Raw genomic sequence first — 13,594 nt, forward strand, 5'->3', positions numbered from 1 at the left:
CTTGGCACGCTGGCTTTTGTAGAAATCAGTACAGCTTCGGTAACACGGTTTACAGCAGTATCGGGTCTTTCAAATTCAATTCGGTCTGGGGCATGGCAGTTCTCTTAAACCGTCGCAGCGCGACGCTGGACAAATCGGTCGACGTATTCATCGGCCGGCGAGTGAAGGATCTCTTTCGGCGTGCCGACCTGAATCAACTGCCCATCCTTGAGAATCGCAATCCGGTTGCCAATGCGCACGGCTTCATCGAGGTCATGGGTGATGAACACGATGGTCTTGTGCAGCGTCTGTTGCAGTTCGAGCAACTGGTCCTGCATCTCGGCGCGAATCAGCGGGTCGAGGGCACTGAAGGCTTCATCCATCAGGATGATGTCGGTGTCCGCAGCCAAAGCACGGGCCAGGCCCACACGCTGACGCATACCGCCGGACAACTGATGCGGGTATTTGTTTTCGTAGCCTTGTAGGCCCACGGTGTTGATCCAGTGTTGCGCGCGCTCGGCGCACAGTTGCTTGCTTTCACCTCGCACTTTCAAACCGTAGGCGACGTTGTCCAGTACGTTCTTGTGGGGTAACAGGCCGAAGCTCTGGAACACCATGCTGATCTTGTGCCGACGAAATTCGCGCAGGGCTTCCATGTCGTATTGCAGGATGTCCACGCCGTCCACCAGGATCACGCCGCTGGTCGGGTCGATCAGACGGTTTATGTGCCGCACCAGTGTCGACTTGCCGGAACCCGACAGGCCCATGATCACGAATATCTCGCCGGTAGCGATGCTCAGTGACAGATCATTCACGCCAATCACACAGCCGGTCTCGGCCAGTACCTGATCCTTGCTCTTGTTCTGTCGGATCATGTTCAGCGCGTCGGTCGAACGGTCACCGAAAATCTTGAAAACGTTTTTGACTTCGATCTTGGCGGCATTGCTCATTGGCTCACCTCATGCCGTGGACGACCGTAGGCTTGGGTAATGCGGTCAATGACCACTGCCAGAATCACGATCGCCAGACCGGCTTCAAGACCACGTCCGACGTTGAGGGTCTGGATCCCCACCAGCACGTCTTCACCCAGGCCACGGGCACCAATCATCGAGGCGATCACCACCATCGACAGGGCCATCATGGTGGTCTGGTTGATCCCGGCCATGATGCTCGGCAGCGCCAGCGGCAGTTGCACGCCGAACAGTTGCTGCCAGCGGTTGGCACCGAAGGCATTGATCGCTTCCATGACTTCGCGATCGACCTGGCGAATGCCCAGATCGGTCAGGCGAATCAGCGGCGGTACGGCGTAGATCACGGTGGCGAAAATCGCCGGGACCTTGCCCAGACCGAATAGCATCAGCACCGGAATCAGGTACACGAAGCTGGGCATGGTTTGCATGATGTCGAGCAGCGGCATCAGCACTGAACGCAGGCGATTGCTGCGCGCCGACAGAATGCCCAACGGAATGCCGATCAGCACCGAAATAACCGTCGCCACCAGCATCAGTGCCAGCGTTTGCATGAGCTTTTCCCAGAGGCCGACAGCGCCCACCAGGAACAGCAAACCAACGATCACCGCCGTCGTCACCAGCTTACGGGTTGCGTGCCAGGCAATGCCGGCAACGATCACCAGCATCAACCACCACGGCGCCGCACGCAGCAGGCCTTCGAGGTTGACGATGGCCCAGAGCAAGGTGTCGGAGATGTGGCGGAACACATCCCCGTAGTTGACGACCAGCGAATCAACCCAAACGTTGACCCGGTCGGCGATGGAAAAGGTGAAGCTTTCGGGAAACATAAGAGACTCTCAATCAAGTGGATGTAGCGAACGTCCCGGCCAGCCTCTCGGTTAGCCGGGAGGTATCTGCCTACAGTTCCGCGTTGATTTTCCTGGCAGCGTCGGTGGTAACCCGCAACTGCCAGATCTCAGGATGTGCCTTCACGAAGATCTTCGCCAGTTTCGTCCAGTCAGATTGCTGCAACGCGATCCGTCCCACTTGTTTTCACTTTTACCGCGTCGCCCTGCTCAACCGGCAGTATCAGGCGATCGGGTACCGCGCTATGCCACTTCTTGGCGGCGACGTAGTACATCGCTGCCGGGACCACCAGACCGATGATCCACGAGATGTCGGTATCACCGAGGCTCGCGACCAGAGGGCCGGTGTAGAAGTGGGTGGAAATGAACGGCATTTGAATCAACACGCCGAACACGTAAATGCTGATGCCCATGATGTTCCAGCGACCGTAGCGACCCTCGGGGTTGGACAGTGCCGGAATGTCATAGCGTTCTTTGGTGATGCAGTAGAAGTCCACCAGGTTGATCGCGCTCCACGGCGTGAAGAACGCCAGCAGGAACAGGATGAACGCGGAGAATTCCTTGAGGAACGAGTCCTTGCCAAGCAATGCCAGAGCAGCGGCAAGCGACACCATGATGAAGATGTACAGCAGGCGCACACCGCTTCCAATGTGGCGGCTGCCACGGAAGCCACTGATGATCGTCGCGATCGACATGAAGCTGCCGTAGGCGTTCAACGTGGTCACGGTGACTTTGCCGAAAGCCACGGCGAAGTACAGCAGCGCCGCGACAATCCCGGTACCACCCAGGCTGACAATGAACGACACCTCGTGGTGAGCGAACTGCGAACCGGCCAGGGCTGCGGCGAACACGCCGAAGACCATCGACGCCTGTGCACCGATCACCGAACCCAGGCCAACGGCCCAGAAGGTTTTCGACGCAGAGGTGCTGCGCGGCAGGTAACGCGAGTAGTCCGCCACATAAGGGCCGAACGCAATCTGCCAGGACGCCGACAGCGACACCGCCAACAGGAAACTCGCCACCGAGAAATGCTTGTTGCCCAGCAACGCGCCAATGTCGTTACCGGCCAGCAGTTTGTAGAACAGGTAGATGAACGCCACCACGCCCAGCACACTGGCGACCCGGCCGATGCCGTGGATCACCCGATAGCCAAAGATGGTGAAGACCATGATCGAGCCTGCGAACAGGGTGATACCGACCCAGTCTTCGACGTGCAGCAACTGCGCTACCGCCTGCCCCGCCAGCAAGGAGCCGCTGGCCGAGAAGCCGATGTACATCAGGCACACCAGCACCAGCGGAATCACCGCTCCATACACGCCAAACTGCACGCGGCTGGAGATCATTTGTGGCAAGCCGAGCTGCGGGCCTTGGGCGGCGTGCAGCGCCATGACGCCACCGCCGAGCAATTGGCCGATCAGCAAACCGATCAACGACCAGAACACATCCCCGCCCAGTACCACTGCCAAAGCACCCGTCACAATCGCAGTGATTTGCAGGTTGGCACCCAACCACAGAGTGAACTGACTCAATAGACGACCGTGTCTTTCCGCTTCCGGGATGTAGTCGATCGAACGTTTCTCGATCAACGGTTTACTGCGTGCACGATCATCGTTAGCCATGGGTCAACCTCTGTGGATTGTTATGGGTATACCTGGTGTTGGGGTGTCGGCTTTAGTGGGAGCGAGCTTGCTCGCGATAGCGGTTTGTCAGTCAACAAAGATGTTGAATGTGCTGGCCTCATCGCGAGCAAGCTCGCTCCCACCAAAAGCTCCTGCGCCTACAGGTGTTGCGTTATTTACCGGTGATCATCGGCAGGTTCAGACCCTGCTCCTTGGCACAGTCGATAGCGATCTGGTAACCGGCATCGGCGTGACGCATAACGCCGGTGGCCGGGTCGTTGTGCAGCACGCGAGCGATACGCTCGGCCGCTTCGTCAGTACCGTCGCAGACAATCACCATGCCCGAGTGCTGGGAGAAGCCCATGCCGACGCCGCCGCCGTGGTGCAGGGAAACCCAGGTCGCGCCGCTCGCGGTGTTCAGCAGGGCGTTGAGCAGTGGCCAGTCGGACACGGCATCGGAACCGTCCTGCATGGACTCGGTTTCGCGGTTAGGGCTCGACACCGAACCGGAGTCCAGGTGGTCGCGGCCGATCACGATCGGCGCCGACAGCTCGCCGCTGCGGACCATTTCGTTGAATGCCAGACCGAGCTTGGCGCGCAGACCCAGGCCCACCCAGCAGATACGTGCCGGCAGACCCTGGAAGCTGATGCGCTCGCGCGCCATGTCCAGCCAGTTGTGCAGGTGGGCGTCGTCCGGGATCAGCTCTTTGACCTTGGCGTCGGTTTTGTAGATGTCCTCAGCGTTGCCCGACAGTGCAGCCCAACGGAACGGACCGATACCACGGCAGAACAGCGGACGGATGTAAGCCGGTACGAAGCCTGGGAAGTCGAATGCGTTTTCGACGCCTTCTTCTTGCGCCATCTGACGGATGTTGTTGCCGTAGTCGAAAGTCGGGATGCCTTGCTTCTGGAAGTCGAGCATCGCTTTGACGTGCACGGCCATCGATTGCTTGGCGGCTTTGATCACAGCAGCCGGCTCGGTCTTGGCGCGAGCGCGGTACTCTTCCCAGGTCCAACCGGCTGGCAGGTAACCGTTGAGCGGATCGTGGGCGCTGGTCTGGTCGGTGACCATGTCCGGACGCACACCGCGACGGACCAATTCCGGCAGAATTTCTGCCGCGTTACCCAGCAGGGCGATGGAAATCGCTTTGCCTTCTTTGGTGTATTTGGCGATGCGCGCCAGCGCGTCGTCGAGGTCTTTGGCCTGCTCGTCGACATAACGGCTTTTCAGACGGAAATCGATGCTCACTTGTTGGCATTCAATGTTCAGCGAGCACGCGCCGGCCAGGGTAGCGGCCAGTGGTTGAGCGCCGCCCATGCCGCCCAGACCTGCGGTCAGGACCCAGCGACCGGTGAGGTTGTCGTTGTAGTGTTGGCGACCGGCTTCAACGAAAGTTTCGTAGGTGCCCTGAACGATGCCCTGGCTGCCGATGTAGATCCAGCTGCCGGCAGTCATCTGGCCGTACATGGCCAGGCCTTTGGCGTCGAGTTCGTTGAAGTGTTCCCAGCTCGCCCAGTGTGGCACCAGGTTGGAGTTGGCGATCAGTACGCGCGGGGCGTTGCTGTGGGTCTTGAATACGCCGACCGGCTTGCCGGATTGCACCAGCAGGGTTTCGTCGTCATTCAGGTTGGTCAGGCTCTCGACGATCTTGTCGTAGCATTCCCAGTTACGTGCCGCGCGACCGATACCGCCGTAAACCACCAGTTCTTTAGGGTTCTCGGCCACTTCCGGGTCGAGGTTGTTCATCAGCATGCGCAGCGGCGCTTCGGTCAGCCAGCTTTTGGCGGTCAGCTTGTTGCCGCGGGCAGCACGGATTTCAACGTCACGATATTTCGTTGGTTTCTGGGTATTGTCAGTCACGAAAAAAACTCCTCAGCAATCAATCCAAACCAGCCCAGGCAGTGGGCGAGCAAGCCAATGTGCAAACGGTGCACACCGGCGAATCAGTGGACGATGGTCGAGTCTTCGTGACTCATACACATACGTCTTTACTTGTACATACAAGCATATGCAATCAAGCGGCCAACTTTCTGGATGGCGCTTTAACAAAGTGCTGAATCTGGCTGAAAAGCCCTTGGGACAAGGGTTCTGCGGCTGTCGATATTTTTTGGGGAAGGATTTTTTCGAGGAGTGACAGTTGTTACCTGAGCACGGCTTTGCGCCACACTGGGGCGTTCGGTAACAAATTGGTGCGCGCAGGGAAACGGCGAGGATGATCGTTCCCACGCTCTGCGTGGTAACGCTGCCACGGACGCTCCGCGTCCGCTTTGTGACGCAGAGCGTCACGGGATGCATTCCCACGCTGGAGCGTGGGAACGATCAGAGTAGGTGTTGGATCAGAGCGCTGTCAGTTCAATCACGCAGCACTGGCCGTTGACGGAAACATCCAGCAGCCCGGTGTTACCGTTCAGTTGCAGGCAATCATGACGACCCAGTGCATGGGCCGCATTGCCATCGATTCGAACTTCAAGTGCATCAGCCACGCTGAAAACCAGCAGCGTTCCGGTCGAACTGAAAAACCGTTGCTCGCCCTTCAGCCACTGCAACCGCGCCTGGTAGCGATTCGGCGCATAAATCAGGTTGAAGTCGCGGATCGCACCGCCAAGCAGCGTGCACGAAACATGGCTTTCGCCACTGAACGCAAACGGGTCCAGCGGTAACAGTGGTCGCGTGTTCTGGCCATCGACCGTCAAGGTCATGCCTTCGCCCTGCAGCACGGTGATGACCCGCTCGTAGCCTGCAAAGGTCGAGAACCCGCCCGACTCACCGATATCGGCAATCGACAGGCGCCAGCCAAAGCCATCCAGGCCGGTGCCTGCATCGCGGGTGATTTCTTCAGTGCTGCCGCCGCCGTTTTTCCACGGCATGCGCGGATAATTCGCCGCGCGCAAAACGTTCAACTGACTCATTCGGGCCTCTTATTATTTATAGCTCTTTAATTTGTGGCTCTTTATTTGTGGAACCGCCCTTCCAGACGATGGCGGGAACCGGGGTGGATCAGACGAGCGGCCGTCACTGGCTGACGCCCGGACCAGGTCCGACGACGGATCAGCAGGCACGGCTCACCTTTTTCAATCTGCAGCAATTTGCATTCGGTAGGCTCGGCAAGAATCGCCTCGACCACGTGCTCGCCTTCGGTCAATGGCGCGACCTGATTCAGATAGGCATAAGGCGTTTGCAGGGTGAAGTCTTGCTTGAGGTATTCCGGCGCAACCAGGGCGTTGACGAAGCGGTCCTCGATTTGCACGGGAATATCGTTCTCGAAATGCACGATCAGCGAGTGGAAGACCTTCTGGCCTTCGCGCATGTCCAGCGCCAAAGCGCGCTCGGAACCGGCGGCCTCTTCTTCCAGAGTGATGACCTTGCACGTGTGGCGATGGCCACGGGAGGCGATTTCGTCGGCAATGTTATGCACTTCGAACAACGCCGACTGGCTCTTGGGTTCGGCGACAAAGGTACCGACGCCCTGCATGCGCACCAACAGGCCGTCAGCCGTCATCTCGCGCAGGGCGCGGTTGATGGTCATGCGGCTGAAACCCAACTGGCTGACCAGTTCGCTTTCCGACGGCACTCGGTAGTGCGGCGGCCAGTTTCCACTGTCGATTTGCTGGGTGATCATCTGTTTGACGCGAGCGTACAAGGGCGCCGGACTGTCACCCAGATTGGCACTCAGCGGTGAGACTACAGGCGGAGTCGGCACAGGAAATCCTTGTTCGTTGATGAAAGTCACTAGCTTGCCGGAGTTTACCGAGCAGGCAAACGTCTGTATATGTATATACAAATAACACACGATGGGGTGCTGAACCATGTCCGCCTTCTTTGCCGAACGCGCGCTACTGCCTAATGGATGGGCTAACAATGTACGTCTTGAGGTCAGTGCCGATGGCCTGCTGACCCACATCCAGGCCGATGCCAGCGCTGAAGGCGCCGAACGGCTGAGCGGTCCGCTGCTGCCGGGCATGCCGAATCTGCACTCCCACGCCTTCCAGCGGGCGATGGCTGGCTTGGCCGAAGTGGCGGGAAATCCGAACGACAGTTTCTGGACCTGGCGCGATTTGATGTATCGCCTCGTCGGAAAAATCAGTCCGGAACAACTCGGGATCATCGCCCGCCAGCTCTACATCGAAATGCTCAAGGCCGGTTACACCTCGGTCGCCGAATTTCATTACGTGCACCACGACCACAACGGTCATCCGTACGCGGACCCGGCCGAACTGTCGTTGCAAATCAGTCAGGCCGCCAGCGCTTCCGGCATCGGCCTGACCTTGCTGCCCGTACTCTACAGCCACTCCGGTTTCGGTGGCCTGGCACCCAATGAAGGCCAGCGACGCTTCATCAACAGCACCGAAAACTACCTGAAGCTACAAGCCCGCCTGCAGCCGCTGCTGGCACAGCAACCGGCGCAACAACTGGGCCTGTGCTTCCACTCGTTGCGTGCGGTCACCCCGCAGCAGATCAGCGAAGTGCTGGCAGCCAGCGACAAACACTGCCCGGTGCACATCCACATCGCCGAGCAGCAAAAGGAAGTCGACGACTGCCTGACCTGGAGCGGTCGCCGTCCGTTGCAATGGCTGTATGAAAATACTGACGTCGATCAGCGCTGGTGCCTGGTCCACGCGACCCACGCCAACCCGGAAGAAGTCAGCCTGATGGCCAAGAGTCGCGCCATCGCTGGTTTGTGCCTGACCACCGAGGCCAACCTGGGCGACGGGATTTTCCCGGCCGTAGACTTCCTCGCCCAAGGCGGGCGCATGGGCATTGGCTCCGACAGCCATGTGTCGCTGAGCGTGGTGGAAGAACTGCGCTGGCTGGAATACGGCCAGCGCCTGCGCGATCAGCGACGTAACCGCTTGTATGGCGCCGATCAGCCGATGGTCGGGCGCACCCTGTACGACGCCGCACTCGACGGTGGCGCACAGGCGCTGGGGCAACCGATTGGCGCATTGGAAGTCGGCAAACGCGCCGACTGGCTGGTGCTCGACGGCAACGACCCTTACCTGGCAACCGCCAGTGGCGACGGGATTCTGAACCGCTGGTTGTTTGCCGGTGGCGATCGCCAGGTGCGTGACGTGCTGGTGAACGGCAAATGGGTGGTGCGTGATGGGCATCACGCTGGCGAAGAAGACAGTAACCGCGCGTTCACCAAGGTCCTGCGCGACCTGTTGGGCTGACGCATAAAACTGTGGGAGCGAGCTTGCTCGCGATGGGGCCATCAAGCTCAACAATGATGTTGACTGACAGACCGCTATCGCGAGCAAGCCCGCTCCCACATGGGTTATGCGGTGGCTGTTATTTCGAGGTCTGGGCCATTTTGGTGTCCGACACTCGCCAGATCAGGCGTGTGGTGTCGTAACCCTGCTGACGCGCCCTGCTCAGCAGTTCCTCGCGGGTATCGGCGTTGACTTCCGGCTTGCGTGACAGCAACCACAGGTTGCGCCGATTGGGGCTACCGACAATCGCGGTCTGGTAGTCATCGCTGACATACAGCACCCAGTAATTACCCTTGCTCATGCCTGGCAACAATCGGGTAAACCAGTTATCGAAGTTCACCCACAGCTTGTCGTTCTTGCCCGGAATCTGCGGCGTTGCCGTGCCCCTGGCCTCTTCCCATTTCCACTCAGGGGTCAGGCAACGGTTCAACACGTCCATGTCACCGTCGGTCTTGAGGGTGTAATGGGCTTCGGATTGCGCGCAGTTACGCTGGAAGTACATGGGCATGCGCGCCAATTCGTACCATTTACCCTGATAACGCTTGAGATTGACGCTATGGGCCGTTTTCGGCGCCAGCGAATCATCGCCAGAAGTGGCGCAGCCGGCCAACAACAGACCAGCCAAAAGAACTATTACTAACCGCATCATTATTTTTCTCCCGTGGGCGTTCGGCCCCGGTTTACTTCAGGCCTTGCCCGGAAAACATCAGCACTTTGTCACCGGCGTACTGCACGCTGATAAAGCTGTTCTTGTCGCCCCAGGTGCAGCTGGACATGCCCAACGCGCCTGAACAATCGGCAGGTTTACCCAACAAGGCTTCGACCTCGGCCTTGGGCATGCCCGTCGACAGTTTCGAATAGTTTTCCTGGTTGATCTTGCTGCACGCAGCCAACAGCACGCAAAACGACAACAAGGCGATAGATCGCAGCGACATGGTGTAACTCCTGGTAAAGAGGGGGAGGCATGGCTGCCAACCAGAAGCTTAGAAGAGAAAACCCCCTTCTGGTTCCCACCGGTACCGGGTATTTCTTGAAGGGTGAAATCAACATTTCGCACCAAAATCAGGCATTTTTATGCGCTGATCGGTATTTCGTCGGTTTTCGTAAAACCCGCCTAATCTTTGGCGCTCCCCTGTCGACATAGAAGCAGCGCCAAGCCTGCCTGTGGCAATTTGACGCTCCTCGTTGATCAGTCCTCCCGCGGTAGCGCCTTTAATGACCAGAAACATGAAGTTCAGCCACAAGATCCTGCTCGCTGCTGCCCTTGTGGTCGCGGTAGCGTTCGCCTGTTTCATTCTGTTCAACGACTACCGTCAGCGCCAAACCCTGCGCAGTAGCACCGAGTCCTCGATGCAGGAACTCGGCAGCCTGACCACCAGCAACATCCAGACCTGGCTGGAAAGCCGCATCCAGTTGCTGCAATCGCTGGCCCAGCAAGTGGCCGTCGACGGCCCGGCGCTGGACAGCCTGAAACGCGCCGTCGGCCTGCCGGCCTACACCAGCAACTTTCAGTTGAGCTACTTCGGCGGTGCCGACGGCGTGATGTTCTCGGTCCCGGCCGGCAACCGCGCGGCGGACTATGACCCACGCGCCCGTGGCTGGTACAAGGCCGCCAACAGCGCACAGCAGACCATCGTCACCGAACCCTACATCGCTGCGTCCTCGGGCAAGCTGGTGATCACCGTCGCTACGCCCGTGCAGCATCAGAACCAGATGATTGGCGTGGCCGGTGCGGACATCGACCTGAGCAGCGTCAGTGCGATCATCAACTCGCTGAACTTCGGTGGCCACGGTCACGCATTCATCGTCAGCAGCGAGGGCAAGATCCTCATTCACCCGGACAGCAAACTGGTGCTCAAAAGCCTCACCGAGGCCTATCCCGCCGGCGCGCCAAAGGTCAGCCCCGGCATGAAGGAAGTCGAGGTGGACGGCAAGACCCAGTTCATCTCGTTCACCCACGTCAACGGCGTGCCGTCGGCCGACTGGTACGTGGCCCTGGTGCTCGACCAGGACACCGCCTACTCGATGCTCAGCGAGTTCCGCACCTCGGCAATCATCGCCATGGTGATTGCCGTGGTGATCATCATCGCGCTGCTCGGCATGCTGATCCGCGTCCTGATGCAGCCGTTGCTGACCATGGGCCGCGCCATGCATGACATCGCCGAAGGCGAAGGCGACCTGACCAAACGCCTGACCATTCATGGCCAGGACGAATTCGGGGCGCTGGGCACCTCGTTCAACCGCTTTGTAGAGCGTATTCACACCTCGATCCGCGAAGTGTCGTCGGCCACCGGCCAGGTCAACGAAGTCGCCCTGCGTGTCGTCAGCGCCTCCAACTCTTCGATGTTCAATTCCGACCAGCAAGCCTCGCGCACCAGCAGCGTGGCTGCAGCGATCAACCAGCTTGGTGCCGCCGCCCAGGAAATCGCCCAGAACGCCGCACTCGCCTCTCAACATTCAAGCGATGCCCGCAGCCTGGCCGAAGACGGTCAGCAGGTGGTGGATAAGACCATCGCGGCGATGCAGCAGCTGTCGGCAAAAATCAGTGACTCGTGCGGCAACATCGAAACGCTGAACAGCAACACGGTGAACATCGGGCAGATTCTCGAAGTGATCACCAGCATCTCGCAACAGACCAACCTGCTGGCCCTCAACGCCGCGATCGAAGCGGCGCGCGCGGGTGAGGCCGGACGTGGTTTCGCCGTGGTTGCCGACGAAGTGCGCAACCTCGCGCATCGCACCCAGGACTCGGCGCAGCAAGTGCAGAAGATGATTGAAGAGCTGCAAGTCGGCGCCCGTGAGGCGGTCGCCATCATGACCGACAGTCAGCGCCAGAGCGAAAGCAGCGTCGGCATCGCCAATCAGGCCGGCGAGCGCCTGGGCAGCGTGACCCAGCGCATCGGCGAAATCGACGGCATGAACCAGTCGGTGGCCACCGCTACCGAAGAGCAAACCGCCGTGGTCGAATCGATCAACGTCGACATTACCGAGATCAACACCCTGAACCAGGAAGGTGTGGAGAACCTGCAATCGACCTTGCGCGCCTGTGCCGATCTTGAGCAGCAAGCGGCGCGGTTGAAGCAATTGGTGGGTAGTTTCAGGATCTGACGCGTCCTTGAAGGCCCCATCGCGAGCAAGCTCGCTCCCACAGTGGATCTCGGCTGAACACAAAATTTGTGTCCGCTGAAGATCAAATGTGGGAGCGAGCTTGCTCCGGGCGGCGTTCCGACGATAGCGGTATCAGCAACAACGAATAGCTAGAACCGAGACCCAGGCCCTGCAAGAAACTCCAGTTCCTCAGCTGTAGACTCCCTTCCCAACACCGCATTGCGATGGGGAAAGCGTCCAAACCTTGCGATGATCTTCTGATGCCGTTCGGCGTAATCGAGGTTATTGGCAAATACCGCACGATCCGCCTCGGGTTGCTCAGCCAGCAAGTCGGCGAAGCGTGAGACGGCTTCGTTTTGCACCGCCAGATGCTCGCAATGCTCGAACACCAGATAGATGAACACCCGCTGGATAGGCGGAAGTTGCCGATCGAAATCCGCGGCGATGCCTTGCGCCACCAGAGCCTGGGCTCTCAAGTCGCCTGCAAAGGAATTGGGGGTTTCGCGAAAGATCATTCGCGGTAACTGATCGAGCAACAACACCAGGGCCAGCCAACCTTCGGGACGTTGCGTCCACTCGGTCAATCCGCCGGCCAGTGCCTGTTCCACCAGATCCCCGAAACGCGTGCGCGCTTCGAGGTCCTGGCTGTCACGTTTACCAAACCACAACTTGCCCTTGTCAGCCGCTACGTCATTAGGTGCTTCGGCTGAACCGAACCACCATTCGAGCAACGGCTGCCAAGGCGCGCTCATGGTTTATTCCTTGTGGTAAGCCGTGACGCGTTCAACTTCTTCTTTCGAGCCCAGGAACACCGCTACACGCTGGTGCAGGCCTTCTGGCATGATGTCGAGAATGCGCTGGTGACCGTCGGTGGACGCGCCGCCGGCCTGTTCAACCAGGAACGACATCGGGTTGGCTTCGTACATCAAACGCAGTTTGCCCGGCTTGGAAGGCTCGCGGCTGTCACGAGGGTACATGAACAGGCCACCACGGGTCAGGATGCGGTGTACGTCAGCCACCATCGCGGCGACCCAACGCATGTTGTAGTTCTTTTTCAGCGGGCCTTCTTCGCCAGCCAGCAGTTCGCCGACGTAGCGCTGTACCGGCGCTTCCCAGTGACGCTGGTTGGACATGTTGATCGCGAACTCCTGAGTGGAGGACGGGATCGTGATGTCTTCATGGGTCAGCACGAAGCTGCCCATTTCACGGTCCAGGGTAAAGCCTTTCACGCCATCACCCAGGGTCAGCACCAGCATGGTTTGCGGGCCGTAGATGGCGTAACCGGCGGCTACCTGTTGGGTGCCTGGCTGCAGGAAAGCCTTTTCGTTCAAAGGTTCGTTCTGGCTCAGGTATTCGTTCGGGCAACGCAGTACCGAGAAAATAGTACCGACCGGCGCGTTGATATCGATGTTCGACGAACCGTCCAGTGGGTCGAATACCAGCAGGTACGCGCCTTTCGGGTATTTGCCCGGAATCTGGTAGGCATTGTCCATTTCTTCGGACGCCATGCCGGCCAGGTGACCGCCCCATTCGTTGGCTTCGAGCAGGATCTCGTTAGAGAGCACGTCGAGTTTCTTCTGGACTTCGCCTTGCACGTTTTCAGTGCCCATGCTGCCCAGAACGCCGCCCAGGGCGCCTTTGGAAACGGCGTGGCTGATTTCCTTGCAAGCACGCGCCACTACTTCGATCAGAAAGCGCAGATCGGCAGGAGTGTTGTTGCTACGGGTCTGCTCAATCAAATAGCGACTCAAGGTAACGCGGGACATGGAAGGCTCCGGAGGAATGGGGGCTAAAAACCCGCGCAGTTTAACGCGAGTCGATGCGCAATTCCTCTTATCAGACGAGATTCACTGAAGAGAGT

The 13,594-nt window shown here is 59.1% G+C and carries 12 protein-coding genes and 1 pseudogene; 3 read left to right on the plus strand and 10 right to left on the minus strand.

The features are described from left to right. Positions 1-104 precede the first annotated feature (104 nt). From AC1DIG_RS14285 to hutC, 6 genes are all read right to left on the minus strand, one after another. Positions 105-929 (minus strand): quaternary amine ABC transporter ATP-binding protein, encoded by an 825-nt coding sequence (locus AC1DIG_RS14285; RefSeq protein ID WP_477767817.1) that lies wholly within the window; start codon positions 927-929, stop codon positions 105-107. Next, on the minus strand, positions 926-1,777 hold the full coding sequence (locus AC1DIG_RS14290; RefSeq protein WP_019691334.1) for an ABC transporter permease: 852 nt from the start codon (positions 1,775-1,777) through the stop codon (positions 926-928). The genes AC1DIG_RS14285 and AC1DIG_RS14290 overlap by 4 nt, the downstream gene beginning before the upstream one ends. Before the next feature lie 170 nt (positions 1,778-1,947). Next, positions 1,948-3,414: a purine-cytosine permease family protein gene (locus AC1DIG_RS14295; protein WP_477767818.1), complete on the minus strand. Its 1,467-nt coding sequence runs from the start codon at positions 3,412-3,414 to the stop codon at positions 1,948-1,950. Between the two features lie 172 nt (positions 3,415-3,586). Then, the gene (gene hutU / locus AC1DIG_RS14300) at positions 3,587-5,275 is read right to left on the minus strand and encodes a urocanate hydratase (RefSeq protein ID WP_123423981.1); all 1,689 of its coding nucleotides are present in this window, start codon (positions 5,273-5,275) and stop codon (positions 3,587-3,589) included. A 476-nt stretch (positions 5,276-5,751) separates the two neighbouring features. Next, positions 5,752-6,324 carry a HutD/Ves family protein gene (locus AC1DIG_RS14305; RefSeq protein WP_477767819.1) on the minus strand — a complete coding sequence of 191 codons (573 nt, stop codon included), beginning with the start codon at positions 6,322-6,324 and terminating at the stop codon, positions 5,752-5,754. Between the two features lie 41 nt (positions 6,325-6,365). After that, on the minus strand, positions 6,366-7,034 hold the full coding sequence (hutC, locus tag AC1DIG_RS14310; RefSeq protein ID WP_253912082.1) for a histidine utilization repressor: 669 nt from the start codon (positions 7,032-7,034) through the stop codon (positions 6,366-6,368). A 187-nt stretch (positions 7,035-7,221) separates the two neighbouring features. On the opposite strand from hutC, the gene AC1DIG_RS14315 reads away from it, so the two are divergent. Beyond that, entirely contained in the window at positions 7,222-8,586 is a 1,365-nt protein-coding gene (locus AC1DIG_RS14315; protein WP_477767820.1) for a formimidoylglutamate deiminase, read from the plus strand. 118 nt (positions 8,587-8,704) lie between these two features. On the opposite strand, the gene AC1DIG_RS14320 is transcribed toward AC1DIG_RS14315, so the two are convergent. Next, positions 8,705-9,274, minus strand: coding sequence for a lipocalin family protein (locus AC1DIG_RS14320; RefSeq protein ID WP_477767821.1), 570 nt, complete (start codon positions 9,272-9,274; stop codon positions 8,705-8,707). A 31-nt stretch (positions 9,275-9,305) separates the two neighbouring features. Next, on the minus strand, positions 9,306-9,560 hold the full coding sequence (locus AC1DIG_RS14325; RefSeq protein ID WP_054595181.1) for a hypothetical protein: 255 nt from the start codon (positions 9,558-9,560) through the stop codon (positions 9,306-9,308). Positions 9,561-9,852: 292 nt separating this feature from the next. Here AC1DIG_RS14325 and AC1DIG_RS14330 point away from each other — a divergent pair. Both AC1DIG_RS14330 and AC1DIG_RS14335 read left to right on the plus strand, forming a co-directional pair. Further along, a pseudogene (locus AC1DIG_RS14330) lies at positions 9,853-10,875 on the plus strand (HAMP domain-containing protein); the annotation flags it as partial. 93 nt (positions 10,876-10,968) lie between these two features. Beyond that, complete coding sequence (locus tag AC1DIG_RS14335) at positions 10,969-11,733, plus strand: methyl-accepting chemotaxis protein (protein WP_371917725.1); 765 nt, start codon at positions 10,969-10,971, stop codon at positions 11,731-11,733. Between the two features lie 149 nt (positions 11,734-11,882). On the opposite strand, the gene AC1DIG_RS14340 is transcribed toward AC1DIG_RS14335, so the two are convergent. Both AC1DIG_RS14340 and AC1DIG_RS14345 read right to left on the minus strand, forming a co-directional pair. Beyond that, positions 11,883-12,485, minus strand: coding sequence for a DUF924 family protein (locus AC1DIG_RS14340; protein ID WP_477767822.1), 603 nt, complete (start codon positions 12,483-12,485; stop codon positions 11,883-11,885). Positions 12,486-12,488: 3 nt separating this feature from the next. Beyond that, the gene (locus AC1DIG_RS14345; RefSeq protein ID WP_477767823.1) at positions 12,489-13,499 is read right to left on the minus strand and encodes a class 1 fructose-bisphosphatase; all 1,011 of its coding nucleotides are present in this window, start codon (positions 13,497-13,499) and stop codon (positions 12,489-12,491) included. Positions 13,500-13,594 lie beyond the last annotated feature (95 nt).

It is taken from the genome of Pseudomonas sp. 05N431, assembly GCF_056397005.1.